The organism is Methylobacterium variabile (assembly GCF_001043975.1).
Classification (GTDB): Bacteria; Pseudomonadota; Alphaproteobacteria; order Rhizobiales; family Beijerinckiaceae; genus Methylobacterium; species Methylobacterium variabile.
The window spans coordinates 45243-60327 of record NZ_LABY01000013.1 but is presented as its reverse complement, the minus strand read 5'-3'; the positions used below and the strand labels follow the sequence as shown (position 1 = coordinate 60327).

Genomic DNA, 15085 nt, shown 5'->3' with positions numbered 1-15085 from the left:
GAGGCCGGCGCCAGGCCCCCACCATCGACGGCGGCGTCGCGCCCTTACCGGCGCCGGTCCTCCCCCGGGTCCGTCCGGGGCATCTGTACATCTGCTTACAAGATCGCACCCTGCGCACACATTCCGCACAACAACCGGCGGCTTACTGCACACATCGACGTCGCGCCGACCGTCGCCTGAGGTTCGCCGATCCGCCGGGACGGGGAGCCGGATCGTCCACATCGCTATCGGGGTCGTGAAATGGGTCAGACAATCGGACTGGTACGCCGCCAGCTGCTCGAACGCTTCGGTGCCGCGCTGGCCGCCGGCACGGTCGCCGGGATCGTCCCGGCCGCGGCGCAGACCGCGCGCCCCGGCGCGCCGCCGGCGACGGAACCGGGCCCTGACGTGTCGTTCGGGCCGCTCAAGCGGATCCGGGCCGGCGACCTCGAGGTCGCCTACGTCGAGGCCGGCCCGGCGGACGGCAGGCCCGTCCTGCTCCTCCACGGCTGGCCCTACGACATCCACAGCTACGTCGACGTCGCGCCGGTCCTCGCCGCCGCGGGCCACCGGGTGCTGATCCCCTACCTCCGGGGATACGGCGCGACCCGCTTCCTCTCGGAGGCGACGCCGCGCAACGGCCAGCAGGCCGCGCTCGCCCACGACGCGGTCGCCTTCCTCGACGCGCTCAAGATCGAGCGGACGCTCGTGGCGGGCTACGACTGGGGCGCCCGCACCGCCTGCATCCTCGCGGCCCTGTGGCCAGCGCGGTGCAAGGGCCTCGTCTCGGTGAGCGGCTACCTGATCGGCAGCCAGCAGGCGAACGCGATGCCGCTGCCGCCGAAGGCCGAGCTGCAGTGGTGGTACCAGTTCTACTTCGCCACCGAGCGGGGGCGCGAGGGCTACGCCCGCTACACGCGCGAGTTCGCCCGCCTGATCTGGGAGCTCGCCTCGCCGCAATGGCGGTTCGACGACGCCACCTTCGCCCGGTCGGCCCCGGCCTTCGAGAATCCGGACCACGTCGCCGTCTCGATCCACAACTACCGCTGGCGGCTGGGGCTCGCGGAGGGCGAGGCGCGGTTCGACGAGACCGAGCGCAAGCTGGCGACCTTCCCGGCCGTCGCCGTTCCGACGATCACGATGGAGGGCGACGCGAACGGCGCCCCCCATCCGGAGCCCGCCGCCTACGCCAAGAAGTTCACCGGGCGCTACGAGCACCGCACCCTCCGCGGCGGCATCGGGCACAACCTTCCCCAGGAGGCGCCGAAGGCCTTCGCGCAAGCCGTGGTGGACGTCGATGGCTTCTGAGTCCCGCACCCGCCGGCGGGGCGCCCTGCTCCTGGCCGGCACGGCCGCCTGCCTCGGCCTGGCCGCTTTCCGGGCAGCCGGCACCGACGCGAGGCCGGCCTCGCCGATCTACGGCGTCACCGTTCCGGAGGGCTACCGGGACTGGCGCCTGATCGCCCCGGCGCTCGAGGACGCGCCGCTGAACGAGGTGCGGGCCGTGCTCGGCAACGACCTCGCGGTGAAGGCTTACCGCGACGGCGCGCTGCCGTTCCCGGACGGCGCCATTCTCGTGAAGCTCGCCTGGACGCAGATGCGCTCCTCCGAGTTCGAGACGGCGACGGTGCCGGGCCCCGCCACGACCGTGCAGGTCATGGTCAAGGACGCGAAGCGCTACCCCGCGACGGGGGGCTGGGGTTTCGGCCGCTTCATCGACGGCAAGCCGGTCGACGAGGCGCAGCACCAGACCTGCTTCGCCTGCCACGAGGCGCGGGTGAAGGAGCGCGACTTCGTCTTCACCCGCTATGCCCGATGACGGATATGCGGATCGTGCCGCGGGGCCGCCGGCGGCGCGGGCGGCCGCAGCGTCGGGGCTCCAGCCCGGTCCACGGCGTCACCCCCGGAGGAGAGGTGCCCCGCATCCGGCGAGAGGACGCGACCGGGGGCCATTCGCGATGATCAGTGGTATGACGGTCGGGTCAGCCGAAGTGCGAAGCGCGATGCCCCCCTTCCGAGCCGGTGTCTGGATCCTGGCACCCGCCGCGGGGGCGCTGGCGGGATTGCTCTACGGCCTCGTCTTCGAGATCGAGCCGCTGGTGTCCGCCATCCGCGGTGCCTTCATCGGCGCCCCCGTCCTCCTCTACGAGCGGGGCGTGCTGATGCGGCGGTGGCGCGACCTGATCCGCCGCACCGCCACACCCGTGTTCGGCGTCGCGACCGTCGCGACCTACGTCGCGATGATCGTGCTCGGCAACGCGGCCGCCGGCACCGTTCTCCATCACGGCTTCGGCTACATGGCGGACGCCCGGGTCGCGATGCGGATGACCGAGACGGGGTTCGCCTACGCCCTCGGGATCTCGGCCCTGGCCACCTTCGTCCTGCGCGTTCGCGACCTGATGGGCCCGCGCGTCTTCGCCAGCCTTCTCGTCGGGCGCTACCACCGGGCGATCACCGAGGAGCGCATCTTCCTCTTCCTCGACGTGGCCGGGTCGACGCGCTTCGCCGAGGAGCACGGCGACCTCGCCGCCCAGACCTGGCTCGGGGCGATCTTCAACGCGCTCGCCCTGCCGGTCCGCCGCTCGCAGGGCTCCATCGACGACTACATCGGCGACATGGCCCTGGTGAGCTGGTCGATGGACCGCGGCGTGCGGGACGCGGCCTGCCTGGAATGCGTGTTCGATTTCCTGCGCATCGTCGAGGCGGACGCCGAGCGATGGATCGACCGCTTCGGCCAGGTTCCGACCTTCCGCGCCGCCCTCCATTGCGGTCCCGTCGTGACGGCGGAGATCGGGCTCGAGCGGCGCAAGATCGCGTATTTCGGCGACACGCTGAACACGACGAGCCGGCTCGAGGGGCTGGCCAAGGAGCTCGGCGCCGGGATCGTCGTCTCGGGCGACCTCCTCGATCGGCTGACGCACCTCCCCGGGCACATCCACGTCTCCGATCTCGGCGTCCGCGCCCTGCGGGGCCGCAAGGAGCCGCTGCGGATCGCAGCGGTTCGCACCCTCAGGACGGTGAAGGCCGCCTCCTGAGCCTCGACGTCGTCAGGGCCGGGCCGGCAACGCGAGGAGGCTCCGTGCCTCCGCGGGGGAGGCGACATGGTAGCCGATCGCCGTCACGATCTCCGCCGCCCGGCGCACGAGGGTCTCGTTCGTCGCCGGAACGCCCCGCGACAGGTAGAGATTGTCCTCCATGCCGACGCGGACATGCCCGCCGAGGACGACGGATTGCGCGGCCATCGGGAACTGCGCGTCGGCAATGCCGAAGGCGGACCAGGTCGCATCCGGCGGCAGGGCGTCGGCCAGGAACTGCATCGAGCGGGTCGTCGCGGCGCTGCCCCACGCGATGCCGAGGCAGAGCTGGAAGTAGCTCCTCGCCGGCAGGACGCCCTTGTCGATCAGGTGGCGCGACAGGCGGATGTGGCCCACCTCGAAGGCCTCCAGCTCGGGCAGGACGCCCGCCGCCAGGACCGCCTCCGCGATCGCCGCGATATGGGCGGGCGTGTTGATGAACACGGTCGGGCCGAAGTTCAGGCTGCCCATGTCGAGGGAGCAGAGGTCGGGCTTGAGCGCGACCACGTGCGCACACCGCTTGAGCGGATCCATCAGGCTGGTGCCGGGACCGCCGCGGCTCGGATCCTCCTCGCTCGGCAGGAAGCGGCCGCCGAAGCCGGTGGTGAGGTTGATCAGGACGTCGGCATTCGCGGCCTTGATGCGGTTGACGACGTCCTCGTAGAGGCGCAGCTCGCCGCTCGGCGCACCCGTCTCGGGGTCGCGCACGTGGATGTGCACGATGGCGGCCCCCTCGCGCCAGGCCGTCAGGGCGGCCTCGGCGATCTCCTGGGTGCTGACCGGCGCCCGGCTCCGGGCGTTGATCGGCGCGCTGCCGGTCACGGCGCACGTGACGATGACGGGACGCGTTATGGGGCTTCCTCCTGCTCTCCCGTTCGGATGGGAGTTCACTTGCTCGGGCGCGGCAGCGCCCGGACAGCGTCGTCGATCCCCGCCGCCATCAGCTCGACGATCGCCTCGATGTCGGCCTCGGTCGCGATGTAGGGGGGCGCCAGCAGGACGTGATCGCCGCGCACGCCGTCGATCGTCCCGCCGACCGGGTAGCAGGCGAGACCGCGCGCGAAGGTCGCCAGCTTGACCCGGCCGTTCATGCCGATCCCGGGCGCGAACGGCCTCTTGGTCTCGCGGTCCTCGACCAGCTCCATCGCCCAGAACAGGCCGCGTCCCCGGATGTCGCCGACATGCGGATGCTGCCCGAGGCGGCGCTTGAGCGCCTGCTCGAGCTGCCGACCACGGATCGCCACCTGCTCGACGAGGTTCTCGTCCCGGATGACCTGCTGGACCGCGAGCGCCGCCGCGCAGGCGACGGGATGCGCCGCGTAGGTATGGCCGTGCCGATGGAGCCCGGAGCCAGCCTCGATGGCCGCGATGATGCGCCCCGCCACCAGGATGCCCCCGATCGGCTGGTAGCCGCCGCCGAGGCCCTTCGCGATGACCTGGATGTCGGGCGCGACACCCTCCTGCTCCCACGCGTGGAGGGTGCCCGTGCGCCCGAGCCCGCACATCACCTCGTCCAGGATGAGCAGCGCACCGTGGCGGTCGCAGATCTCCCGGACCGCCCGGAAGTAGCCCGGGAGCGCCGGCTGGCAGCCGAGCGTCGCGCCGACGACCGGCTCGGCGATGAAGGCCATGACGCGATCGGGCCCGACGCGCTGGAACTCCGCCTCCAGCTCGTTGGCGAGCCGCTGCACGTAGGCGGCGGCGTCCTCGTCCGTCCGCTGCTCGCGATAGGGGTAGCAGGGCGAGACGTGGCTCGACGCCCCGGGCAGGATCGGCGCGTAGGGCGGACGCCGCACCTGGTTGCCGCCGGCCCCGAGCGCCCCGAGGGTGTTGCCGTGGTAGCTCTGGCGCCGGCCGATCACGTGCTCGCGCCGCGGCTGGCCGGTCTCGAGGGCGTATTGGCGCGCGAGCTTCAGGGCCGCCTCGACGCCTTCCGAGCCGCTGCTGACGAAGTAGGCATGCGTCAGGCCGCCCGGCTCGTGCCCGACGAGCTGCTCGGCCAGCGCCTCGACCGGCTCGCCGACGTAGAAGCCGGTATGGACGTAGCAGACCGTCTCGATCTGCTTGCGGATCGCCTCGAGCACCACCGGATGGGCGTGGCCGAGGCAGGCGACCGCCGCCCCGCCCGAGCCATCGATCACCTCGCGCCCGTCGGCCGACCGGATGCGGAGGCCGGAGGCGGAGACCGCGACGTCGGGCCTCTCGCGGAAGTTGCGGAGCAGCAGGCGGCTCATTGGGGAGTCCTCCAGACGGTCAGGCGGTCTGTTCCGCCCGTTCCGGCGCGCGCAGCGCGATATCGAGCCAGCCGAGCGGGTTGACGGTGACGACGTCGCCCTCGCCGGCGACGACCGTCGTCGTCTCGGCCTCGAGGATGGCGGGGCCCTCGATCCGCGATCCCGGCGGCAGGGACGCGATCTGGTGGACCGGGACCTGGCGCCAGCCGTCGAACCAGGCGCGGCGCTCGCGCGGCGCGGGCGCCGCGCCCCGGACCTCTCCCGGAGCCTCGTGGGCAGGCTCGGGGACATGACCGATCGCCGACACGCGGGCGTTGACGAAGACGACCTCCTGGTCGCGCGAGGCGTAGGTGTAGAGTTCCTCGTGGCGCTGGTGGAAGCGTTCCTCGACCCGCTGGGCGATGCCGGCCTCGTCCCAGCCGAGGCCGTCCAGCGGCACGTCGACCTCGAAGACCTGCTCGCCGTAGCGCATCTCCGCCGAGCGCTCGATGCGGATCTCGCCGTCGAACCAGCTCCTCAGGCGACGCGTCGCCTGCTCCTCGAGCGTCGCGTAGACGGCCCTCAGGCCCTCGTCCGTCAGTGCGGCGCCGTCGCCCACATGCGTGCGGCTGACCTCGTAGCGCAGGTCGCTCGTCAGCATGCCCCAGGCCGACAGGACGGAGGCCACGGTCGGCACGATGACGCGCGGGATCTCCAGCTCGCGCGCCACCTCGACGGCATGGAGCCCCGCCCCGCCGCCGAAGGACAAGAGCGCGAAGCGGCGCGGATCGACGCCGCGCCGCAGCGTCATCAGGCGGATGCCCTCGGCCATGTTCATGTTGATCAGCCGGTAGATGCCGGCCGCGGTCTCGTCGGGCGACAGACGGAGCTGGCGCGCCCGCTCCGCGATCACCGCCTGGGCGGCCGCGACGTCGAGCGTCTTCCTGCCGCCGAGGAAGTTGTCGGCGTCGAGGTAGCCGAGCACCAGGTTCGCGTCCGTCACCGCCGGGGCCGTCCCCCCGCCGCCGTAGCAGGCGGGGCCCGGCACGGCGCCGGCGCTCTCCGGCCCGACCTTGAAGGTGCCGCCCGCATCGACCTGGGCGAGCGAGCCGCCGCCCGCCGCGATCGAGGCGATGTCGAGGGAGCGCAGGGCGATCCGCTCGCCCGCGAGCCCGCGCTCGGCCGAGAGCGCCGCCTCGCCGCCCGAGATCAGCGAGATGTCGGTCGAGGTGCCGCCGACATCGAAGGGGATGAGGTCATCGATGCCGAGGAGGCGCGCGCAGCGGCGCGAGCCCGCGACGCCGCCGGCCGGCCCCGAGAGCACCGTCGCGGCGGCAAGCCGGCTCGCCTCGTCGACCGGCGCCATGCCGCCGTGCGAGAGCACGATGAACAGGCTTCCGGCGAAGCCCGCCTCGCGCAGGCGCTGATCGAGGTTGGTGAGGTAGAGGCGGACGGCGGGCCCGACATAGGAGTTCACCACCGTCGTCGAGACGCGCTCGAACTCCTTGATCTGGGGCAGCACGTCGCTGGAGCGCGAGACGTAGACGTCCGGCAGGGCGGCCCGCAGCCGCTCCTCCGTGGCGATCTCGTGCGCCGGGTTCTTGTAGGCGTGCAGGTAGCAGATCGCGACCGAGGTCGCGCCGGACCCGCGGATCGCCGCGATCGCCTCGTCGAGCGAGGCCTCGTCCAGGGGAGTGAGCACCGTCCCGTCGGGACCGACCCGCTCGCGGATGCCGAAGCGAAGGTTCCGCGGCACGAGCGGGGCGGGCGGCGTCGAGCGCAGGGCGTAGCGCTCGGGCTTCAGGCCCTCGCGCATCTCCAGCACGTCCCGATGCCCCTGCGTGGTCAGCAGCGCGACCCTCGCGCCCTTGCGCTCGAGGAGGGCGTTCGTCGCGACGGTCGTGCCGTGGACGATCGCGCTCGTGCGGCCGAGCAGCGCGGCGAGCGTGAGCCCGTGCCGGCGGGCCAGTTCCTCGAGGCCCGCCACGACGCCGACCGACTGGTCGTGCGGGGTCGACGGCGACTTGGCGAAGATCGTCCGCCCGTCCTGGTCGATCGCGACGAGATCCGTGAAGGTGCCGCCGACGTCGATGCCGATCCTCAGAGCCGACATCTCAGCACTCCCCCTTGGTCACGAAGCCCAGGATCTCGTCCTCGGCGCGCGCCTCGGGCGCACGCTCCTCCGGCGGCCCCCAGCCGCCGCCGCCGCCCGAGCGGACCTCGAACACGTCGCCCGGGCGGACCACGATGCCGACCTCCTTGGTCCGCAGCACGCGGGGCTCCTGGCCTTCGGAGAGCAGCTTGTAGCGGTGCGGAACGCCGTCCTGGCCGCCGAGCATGCCGGCGGAGCCGTAGCGGGCGCCGTCGCCGGCCGTGTTGGCGAGCGCCGGCTTCTCGGTGCGCATCTCGAGGTCGAGCGCGACCCCGAGGCCGCCGCGGTAGCGCCCCTTGCCGCCCGAATCCGGCAGGTATTCGTGCCGCGCGAAATGCAGCGGGAAGCGCACCTCGGCGAACTCGACGCTGCCGAACTTCAGGCCGCCGACCGAATCGAACTCGCCGATCGAGGACCAGCCGTCGCCGGCCGCCGAGGCGCCGCCGCCCGGGCGGGCATGGAACATGTGCCAGATGAACCTGCGGCCGTTGCGCGGATCCTCGCCCTGGATGGCGATGCGGAAGCGCTTGCCCCAGCCGCCGATCGCCCGGTCCGGGCAGGACTGCGCGAGCGCGGAGATGATCGCCTGGACGATGCCGTTGGACGGGTGGCTGGTGCACATCGTGACCGGGCGGTCCGCCTCGGCCCAGACGATCGTGCCCTCCTTCAATTTGACGCTCAGCGGGCGGAACGAGCCGTCGTTCTTGGGCACGTCCGGGTCGATCAGGTAGGCGAAGGCCATCGCGCAGGCCGATTGCGCGTTGGCGTGCGAGGAATTGACGAAGCTCGTCGATTGCGGGTCCGAGCCCGTGAGATCGACCTCGATGTCGCTGCCGCGCTTGGTGACCTTGGCGTGGATGCGGATGTCCTCGCGCCCGTGGCCGTCGTCGTCGAGGAAGGCCTCGCCCTCGAAGACGCCGTCCTTCCATTCCGACACGATGGCGCGGGCCCGGCGCTCGGCGGCGTCGAAATAGTCGTCGATCGCGGCCACCACCGTGTCGGCGCCGAGATCGTCGAGCAGCTTCGCGATGCGGCGCTCGCCGAGATGCGCCGATCCGACCATGGCGGCGAGGTCGCCGCGGAAGTCGCGTCCGTTGCGGGTGTTGAGCGCGAGGAGGTCGAGCAGATCGTCGCGATGCCGGCCGGCCTCGTAGAGGCGGATCGGCGGAACGCGCAGGCCCTCGGTCCAGATGTCACGGGCGCCCGGGTTGTAGGCGCCGTGCGTCGAGCCGCCGATGTCGCTCTGGTGCGCGCGCACCACCGTCCAGAACAGCCGCCGCTCGCCCGCGAAGACGGGCACGAAGGCCGTGAGGTCGGGCAGGTGGGAGCCGCCATGCGCCGGATCGTTCGACAGGAAGACGTCCCCCGGCACGACGTCCCTGAACCGCGCCTCGATCGCGCGCGTCGCCCAGGGCAGCGCCCCGACATGGACCGGAATGTTGTCGGCCTGGGCGACGAGGCGCCCCGCGGTGTCCGTGATGGCGATCGAGAAGTCGCGGCTGGAGTTGAGGATCTGCGAGAACGACGTCCGCAGCATCGCTTCGCTCATCTCGCGCGTGATCGAGGTAAGGCGATGCTCGACGACGGAGCGTGTGATGGGATCGACCGCGCGTGACATGTCGGGATGGGTCCTGTGAGGCGCGACCGGCCGGCGGGCGCGCTAACTATGGCGAGCTGATGGATCAGCCCCTGGCGGAGGCTCTGATGGCCGCGCGCGCGGCGGACACGATCGCGTCGACGTCGTCCCGGCCCATCACGGTGGAGAGCGCCATGAGGCCGTTCGGCGCCATGAGGATGCCCTCGTCGAGCATCCGGGCGACGAAGGTGGCGAGGCGCCGCTGGCCGGCCGGGTCGAGATGCGCGGAGCGATAGTCGCGGACCGGCTTGTCGGTCATGTGGACCTTGATGAGCGAGCCGAGACCGGTGGTCCGCCCCTCGGCGCCCTCGCTGCGGAACGCCTCGTCGATGCCCTGGCGGACGGCCTCGCCGATCGCGTCGAGATGCGCGAAGGCGGCCTCGTCGAGGAGCTCCATCCCGGCGATCCCGGCCCGCATCGAGACCGGGTTGGCCGAGAAGGTGCCGCCGGCGGGCAGGGCCGGCTTGCCGCGGGTCGGATCGAAGACCGCCATGACGTCGCGACGCCCGCCGGTGGCGCCGACCGGGAAGCCTCCGCCGATGATCTTGGCGAAGGTCGTCAGGTCGGCGTCGACACCCCAGAGGCCCTGCGCACCCGCATGGCCGAGCCGGAAGGCGATCACCTCATCGAACAAGAGCAGCGCACCGATCTCGTGCGTCACCTCGCGCAGGGCCTGCACGAAGGCCCTGTCGGCCGGAACCAGGCCGGCGCGGTTCGGCATCGGGTCGATCATCACGCAGGCGAGGTCCCGCGCATGCGCCCGGATGAGGCTCACGGCGCCGTCGACGTCGTTGAAGGGAATCGTCACGACGTCGTCGATCACGCCCTTCGGCGTGCCCTTGGCGTAGGCGACCGACTGGGGCGCGCCCTGTGCCCAGTGCTCGGGCGACGTCTCGAGGCTGACCTCGGCGTAGTCGTAGGTGCCGTGATAGGCGCCCTCGCACTTCGCGATCTTCGGCCGGCCGGTGAAGGCGCGCGCCGCCTTGAGGGCCAGCATCACGGCCTCGGTCCCCGAATTGCTGAACCGGATCTCCTCGACGGAGGCGACGCGCCCGCACAGAAGCTCGGCGAGGTCGACCTCCGACTCCGTGGGCATGCCGAAGGCGGTCCCGAGAGCCAGCTGCTTCGTGGCGGCCTCGACCAGCACCGGATGGGCGTGGCCGTGGATCAGCGAGGTGAAGTTGTTGATGCAGTCGATGCGGGAGACGTCGTCCACGTCCCAGACCCGGCATCCCGCGCCTCGCGCCGCGTAGATCGGGTAGGGCTTCATGTAGACGGTGGTGCGCGTGTTGCCGCCCGGCAGGCTCCGCTTGGCGCGCTCGTAGATCGCGTTCGATCGGGACGAGACGTCGGGGTAGGTCATGGGTGTCCAACCTTGTCAGCGGCCAAGATAGGCTTCGCGCACGCGCTCGCTCCGGCGCAGCTCATCGGCGGAACCCGCCAGCACCACGCGCCCCGTCTCGAGCACGTAGCCGCGGTTGGCGACCGCGAGGGCGAGCACGGTGTTCTGCTCGACGACTAGGATCGTGAGGCCGGTCTCGCGGATGCGGCCGACGCGGTCGTAGACCTCCTCGGCGAGCCGCGGCGCGAGGCCGAGCGAGGGCTCGTCGAGGAGCAGCAGCTTGGGTCGCGACATCAGCGCCCGGCCGATCGCCAGCATCTGCTGCTCGCCGCCCGACAGGGACCAGCCGAGCTGGCGGCGGCGTTCCTTGAGGCGCGGGAAGAGGTCGAACACCTGGGCGAGGTCGTCGCCGTAGCTCGCGCCCATCCGCCTCCAGGAGGAGGTCGCGACGACGAGGTTCTCCTCAACGGACAGGCCCGGGAAGATGCGCCGGCCCTCGGGGGCCTGGGCGATGCCGGATCGGACGCGGTGGGCGCTCGTCAGAGGCGCGAGCGGCGCGCCGTTGAAGTCCATGCGGCCGGACCGGACCTTGATCAGGCCGGAGATGGTCTGCAGGAGCGTCGTCTTGCCGGCGCCGTTCGCGCCGATCAGCGCCACCGTCTCGCCGGCCGCCACGTCGAGCGTCACGCCGTGCAGCGCGACGATGTCGCCGTAGGCGACCGTCAGGTCCTCAACGCGCAGCATAGGAGGATCCCGATCCGAGATAGGCTTCGAGAACGGCCGGATCGGTCTGGATGGCGGCCGGCGTCCCCTCGGCGATCTTGCGCCCGAAGTTCAGCACCGCGATGCGCTCGGCGAGGCGCATCACCATGCCCATGTTGTGCTCGATGAGGACCACGGCGAGGCGATGCTCCGCCCGGATCGCGCGCAGGCGCGCCATCAGGTCCTCGACCTCGCCCGAGTTCAGCCCCGCGGCCGGCTCGTCGAGCAGGAGGACGCGCGGCCCCCCCGCGAGGGCCCGCGTCAACTCGACCATCCGCCGGTTGCCGTAGGTCAGCGAGGAGACCGGAAGGGGCGCGAGATGGGCAAGGCCCATGCGGGCGAGGCTCTCGCGCGCTGCCGCCTCGAGCTGCGCCTCCGACCGGCCGGGCCGGTTCGCGGCACCGACCATGACGTTCTCGAGGACGCTCAGCCGGTCGAACAGGCGGCCGTGCTGGAAGGTCCGCCCGAGCCCGGCGCGGATGCGGGCGTGGGTCGAGGCCTTCGTCACGGGCTGCCCGGCGAGCTCGATCGTCCCGGTCGTTGGGGATGCCAGGCCGGTCAGCACGTTGAGGAGGGTCGACTTGCCGGCGCCGTTCGGGCCGATCAAGGCCACGAACTCGTTGTCCTCGACCGTGACGTCGACCTCGGAGAGGGCGAGGAGGCCGCCGTAGCGCTTGGAGATGCCCTGGGCGCGCAGGATGGTCATGGCCGCGCTCCCTCGCCGGGCGCCACGAGGGCCGCCGGCGCCTCGCTCCGGGCCGGGCGCCGGAGACGGGAGAGGAGCCCGACGATGCCGGTCGGCATGAAGATCAGGATGGCGAGCATCATCAGGCCGAAGAAGGCGAGGTAGCTCTCCCCGAGGACGCGCAGCCATTCCGGCAGGAAGGTCAGGAGGACCGCGCCGATGATCGCTCCCGCGATCGTGCCCTCCCCACCCACGATCAGCATCGACAGGAAGGTGATCGAGTGGGCGAAGTTGAAGTCGTCGGGCGAGATGAAGTGGACGTGGGCGGCGAACAGGCATCCGGCGACCGCCGCGTAGACGGCCGAGAGGGCGAAGGCCGCGACCTTGGTGGCCGTCACGTTGATCCCGGTCATCGCGGCAGCCGTCTCGTCGTCCCGCACCGCCATCATCGCCCGGCCGTAGCGTGACCGCTGGATCAGGGAGGCGGCGACCGCGAGGACCGCGATGACGACGAGGGCGAGCCAGAGGAACGGCCGCTCGCCTTCGAGGGAGTGGCCGAGCACCGAGACCCCCGGGATCTTGGAGATCCCGTTCGTCCCGCCGGTGACCTCGATCCAGTTCGCGGCCACGATGCCGAAGCTGACGTTGAGGCCGAGCGTCGCGAGGGCGAGGTAGTGTCCCTTCAGGCGCAGCAGCGGCACCCCGATGAGGATCGCGGCAAGGCCGGTGCCGAGGATCGCCGGCAGGGCCGCGAGCCAGGGCGACCAGCCCGCCTGCGTGGTCAGGATCGCCAGGATGTAGGCGCCGAGCCCCATGAAGGCGGAGTGGCCGAGCGAGATCAGGCCCGCATAGCCGAAGGCGAAGTTGAGCCCGATCACCGCCGTGGCCGAGATGGCCGCGAGGTTGAGGAGACGGAGCGAGTATTCGGACACGCTCAGCGAGAGCGCGAAGCCGATGGCCAGGAAGGCCGCGAGGGCGAGAGCGCGGAGAGCCATCAGCCGCGGTCCTGGATCGGCTCGCCGAAGATGCCCTGGGGCCGGACGAGCAGGAACAGGATCATCACCCCGAAGGCGATCAGGTCCTTGTAGGCGGACGAGATGTAGGAGGCGCCGAGCACCTCGGCGAGGCCGACGAAGAAGCCGCCCGCGATGGCGCCGGGGAGGCTGCCGAACCCGCCGATCACGGTCGCGGCGAAGGCCTTCAGCGCGATCGGGTCGCCCATGTTGACGTCCGCGAACCACATCGGGCCGAGCATGAGGCCGGCCACGCCGGCGAGGACGGCGCCGAGGATCCAGGAGAACGCGAGGAGCCACTGGACGCGCAGCCCCATCAGGCGCGCCGCCTTCACGTCCTGCGCGACCGCCCGCATGGCGATGCCGACCGCCGTGCGGTGAAGGAGCAGCCAGAGGAGAAGGATCATGACGGCGGTCGCGGCGACGACTGCCAGCGCGTGGACCGAGATGACGGCGCCGGCGACCTCGACCATCATCCCCTCGAACGGGGACGGCAGGCGGAACGGCCAGGAGCCGAAGGTCAGGAGCGCCGTGTTCTGCAGCGTGATGCCGATCGCGACCGTGCCGATGATGACGGTCACGATCGGGCTCCTGCGCAGCGGCAGGTACACCACGAGGTAGAAGAGCGCGCCGAACAGGGCCATGACGACCAGCGCCGCGGTATAGCCGACCGGCATCGGCAGCTCGGCGTTGAGCAGCATCGCCACGCCCGCGAAGGTGCCGACCATCACGAACTGGCCGGCGGCGAAGTTCACGACGCCGGTCGCCGAATAGACGATCACGAAGCCGATCGCGGCGAGCGCGTAGACGCTGCCGAGCGCGAGCCCGTTCGTCAGGAGCTGGATGAGATCAGCCATCGATCACTCTGTCGGCCATCCGGCCATGGAGGCTGCAAGCGGCCTGAACCGCTCAGGCGGGGCGGATGCGTTCGACCAGCTCCAGGGTCTTCGTGCCGGGCTTCGCCTTGACGACGACCACGCCGGGCACGCCGTTGCCCTTGTCGTCGAAGGAATAGGTCTGCCCGATCCCGTCCCACGACTTCTGGGACGCGATGAAGCTGCGCAGCTTCTCCGGATCGGTGCCGACCGTCTTCAGCCCTTCGGCGAGGATCAGCGCGCCGTCGTAGTAGGCGAGGCCGTAGGCGTCGCCATCCTGGCCGAACTTCGCCTTGTAGCGGGTGGTGAAGTCCGCCATCCGCCCGCCGACGCTCGGGTCCACGAAGGTGTCGATGACGCCCCAGACGTTGTCGAGATCCGACGGCGAGAGCAGCTGGACCGAGGCCGGCAGGAAGGAGCCGGAGGAGGCCACGACCGGCATCTTCAGGCCGAGCGCCTTGATCTGGCGCAGGAGCAGCGCGCCGTCGGCCGGGTAGACGAAGGTCAGGATGACGTCGGCACCCTTCTGACGCAGCCGCAGCAGCTGGGCCGAGAAATCCTTGTCGTTCTGGCCGTAGGCCTCGCTGCCGACCGGCGCCATGCCGTTCGCCTCGAGGAGCTTGGCGGCAGCCTGCGCGCCGCCCTGGCCGAAGTCGTTCTGGATGTACATGATGCCGGGCTTGGTGGCCTTCAGCGTCCTGACGAACTGGGCCATGCCGCGGGCCGCGAGCGAATCCGTCGGGCGGATGCGGAACATCCAGCCGCCGCTGCTGTCGGCGACGGCGTCGGCGCCGCCGGCGTACATCACCGGGATCTTCGCCTTGGTGACCTCGGGGGCGGTGGCGAGGTTCTGGGTCGAGTAGCTCGACAGGAAGACGAAGGGCGGCTTCGTCTCCTGGACCAGCTTCACGAACGCGCTGACCGCGGTGCTGTTCGAGGCGCCCGCATCCTCGAACACGAACTTGATCGGCCGCCCGTTGATGCCGCCGGCCTTGTTGATGTCCTCCTCGGCCATGGTCAGCGTGTTGAAGTACTGCTTGCCGGAGAGCGACAGCGGACCCGTCGTCGGGATCGCGGCACCGATCGCGATCGGCTCGCCGGCCGCGAAAGCGGGGCGGAGCGCGGCACCGACGGCCGTGCCGAGGGTGAGCGAGAGGAGGGTACGTCGGGTGGTCAGCATGCGCGCCTCTCTGGATCGGGACCTTGCCGTCCGATCAAACTCTCGATAATCCCGATTTCCGGAACCAAATTCCGATTTTGCTATGGGAGGCTAAGTTTTGACGGATGCGACTGTCAACCGCTCATCGTTAGGCACTCTGCCCAACAGCCGGGCAAAACGTGCCAAGGACTCGCC

Annotated in this window: 13 protein-coding genes; 3 read left to right on the top strand and 10 right to left on the bottom strand. The window is 71.2% G+C overall.

Annotated elements, in window-relative coordinates; translation table 11 throughout:
• The first annotated feature begins 240 nt into the window (after positions 1 to 240).
• The 3 genes from VQ02_RS02265 (at position 241) to VQ02_RS02255 (ending at position 3014) form a co-directional block, all read left to right on the top strand.
• Positions 241 to 1287, top strand: a complete 1047-nt coding sequence (locus VQ02_RS02265) for an alpha/beta fold hydrolase (RefSeq protein ID WP_048442525.1) — start codon at positions 241 to 243, stop codon at positions 1285 to 1287.
• On the top strand, positions 1277 to 1798 hold the full coding sequence (locus VQ02_RS02260; RefSeq protein WP_048442524.1) for a cytochrome P460 family protein: 522 nt from the start codon (positions 1277 to 1279) through the stop codon (positions 1796 to 1798). The genes VQ02_RS02265 and VQ02_RS02260 overlap by 11 nt, the downstream gene beginning before the upstream one ends.
• A gap of 184 nt (positions 1799 to 1982) precedes the next feature.
• Positions 1983 to 3014 carry an adenylate/guanylate cyclase domain-containing protein gene (locus tag VQ02_RS02255; protein ID WP_048442523.1) on the top strand — a complete coding sequence of 344 codons (1032 nt, stop codon included), beginning with the start codon at positions 1983 to 1985 and terminating at the stop codon, positions 3012 to 3014.
• A gap of 12 nt (positions 3015 to 3026) precedes the next feature.
• Here VQ02_RS02255 and VQ02_RS02250 read toward each other — a convergent pair whose 3' ends face one another.
• From VQ02_RS02250 to VQ02_RS02205, 10 genes are all read right to left on the bottom strand, one after another.
• On the bottom strand, positions 3027 to 3944 hold the full coding sequence (locus tag VQ02_RS02250; RefSeq protein ID WP_342447804.1) for a beta-keto acid cleavage family enzyme: 918 nt from the start codon (positions 3942 to 3944) through the stop codon (positions 3027 to 3029).
• On the bottom strand, positions 3941 to 5287 hold the full coding sequence (locus VQ02_RS02245) for an aspartate aminotransferase family protein (RefSeq protein ID WP_048442522.1): 1347 nt from the start codon (positions 5285 to 5287) through the stop codon (positions 3941 to 3943). Before VQ02_RS02245 ends, VQ02_RS02250 begins: the two co-directional genes overlap by 4 nt.
• A 19-nt stretch (positions 5288 to 5306) precedes the next feature.
• Positions 5307 to 7379: a hydantoinase/oxoprolinase family protein gene (locus VQ02_RS02240; RefSeq protein WP_048442521.1), complete on the bottom strand. Its 2073-nt coding sequence runs from the start codon at positions 7377 to 7379 to the stop codon at positions 5307 to 5309.
• A gap of 1 nt (position 7380) precedes the next feature.
• Positions 7381 to 9036 (bottom strand): hydantoinase B/oxoprolinase family protein, encoded by a 1656-nt coding sequence (locus tag VQ02_RS02235; protein WP_048442520.1) that lies wholly within the window; start codon positions 9034 to 9036, stop codon positions 7381 to 7383.
• A gap of 64 nt (positions 9037 to 9100) precedes the next feature.
• On the bottom strand, positions 9101 to 10417 hold the full coding sequence (locus tag VQ02_RS02230) for an aspartate aminotransferase family protein (RefSeq protein WP_048442519.1): 1317 nt from the start codon (positions 10415 to 10417) through the stop codon (positions 9101 to 9103).
• 15 nt (positions 10418 to 10432) lie between these two features.
• Entirely contained in the window at positions 10433 to 11140 is a 708-nt protein-coding gene (locus VQ02_RS02225) for an ABC transporter ATP-binding protein (protein ID WP_048442518.1), read from the bottom strand.
• A complete protein-coding gene (locus tag VQ02_RS02220) occupies positions 11127 to 11864 on the bottom strand; it encodes an ABC transporter ATP-binding protein (protein ID WP_048442517.1) in 738 nt (245 codons plus the stop codon). The genes VQ02_RS02225 and VQ02_RS02220 overlap by 14 nt, the downstream gene beginning before the upstream one ends.
• Positions 11861 to 12838: a branched-chain amino acid ABC transporter permease gene (locus VQ02_RS02215; protein ID WP_048442516.1), complete on the bottom strand. Its 978-nt coding sequence runs from the start codon at positions 12836 to 12838 to the stop codon at positions 11861 to 11863. The genes VQ02_RS02220 and VQ02_RS02215 overlap by 4 nt, the downstream gene beginning before the upstream one ends.
• Positions 12838 to 13713 carry a branched-chain amino acid ABC transporter permease gene (locus VQ02_RS02210; RefSeq protein WP_048442515.1) on the bottom strand — a complete coding sequence of 292 codons (876 nt, stop codon included), beginning with the start codon at positions 13711 to 13713 and terminating at the stop codon, positions 12838 to 12840. The genes VQ02_RS02215 and VQ02_RS02210 overlap by 1 nt, the downstream gene beginning before the upstream one ends.
• 52 nt (positions 13714 to 13765) lie before the next feature.
• Positions 13766 to 14911 carry an ABC transporter substrate-binding protein gene (locus tag VQ02_RS02205; RefSeq protein WP_048442514.1) on the bottom strand — a complete coding sequence of 382 codons (1146 nt, stop codon included), beginning with the start codon at positions 14909 to 14911 and terminating at the stop codon, positions 13766 to 13768.
• Between the last annotated feature and the right edge of the window lie 174 nt (positions 14912 to 15085).

What these genes read in the sequence shown, in the direction of transcription:
- VQ02_RS02265 (WP_048442525.1), top strand. Translation starts at nt 241, where the DNA reads ATGGGTCAGACAATCGGACTGGTACGCCGCCAGCTGCTCGAACGCTTC.
- VQ02_RS02260 (WP_048442524.1), top strand. Translation starts at nt 1,277, where the DNA reads ATGGCTTCTGAGTCCCGCACCCGCCGGCGGGGCGCCCTGCTCCTGGCC.
- VQ02_RS02255 (WP_048442523.1), top strand. Translation starts at nt 1,983, where the DNA reads ATGCCCCCCTTCCGAGCCGGTGTCTGGATCCTGGCACCCGCCGCGGGG.
- VQ02_RS02245 (WP_048442522.1), bottom strand. Translation starts at nt 5,287, where the DNA reads ATGAGCCGCCTGCTGCTCCGCAACTTCCGCGAGAGGCCCGACGTCGCG.
- VQ02_RS02240 (WP_048442521.1), bottom strand. Translation starts at nt 7,379, where the DNA reads ATGTCGGCTCTGAGGATCGGCATCGACGTCGGCGGCACCTTCACGGAT.
- VQ02_RS02235 (WP_048442520.1), bottom strand. Translation starts at nt 9,036, where the DNA reads ATGTCACGCGCGGTCGATCCCATCACACGCTCCGTCGTCGAGCATCGC.
- VQ02_RS02230 (WP_048442519.1), bottom strand. Translation starts at nt 10,417, where the DNA reads ATGACCTACCCCGACGTCTCGTCCCGATCGAACGCGATCTACGAGCGC.
- VQ02_RS02225 (WP_048442518.1), bottom strand. Translation starts at nt 11,140, where the DNA reads ATGCTGCGCGTTGAGGACCTGACGGTCGCCTACGGCGACATCGTCGCG.
- VQ02_RS02220 (WP_048442517.1), bottom strand. Translation starts at nt 11,864, where the DNA reads ATGACCATCCTGCGCGCCCAGGGCATCTCCAAGCGCTACGGCGGCCTC.
- VQ02_RS02215 (WP_048442516.1), bottom strand. Translation starts at nt 12,838, where the DNA reads ATGGCTCTCCGCGCTCTCGCCCTCGCGGCCTTCCTGGCCATCGGCTTC.
- VQ02_RS02210 (WP_048442515.1), bottom strand. Translation starts at nt 13,713, where the DNA reads ATGGCTGATCTCATCCAGCTCCTGACGAACGGGCTCGCGCTCGGCAGC.
- VQ02_RS02205 (WP_048442514.1), bottom strand. Translation starts at nt 14,911, where the DNA reads ATGCTGACCACCCGACGTACCCTCCTCTCGCTCACCCTCGGCACGGCC.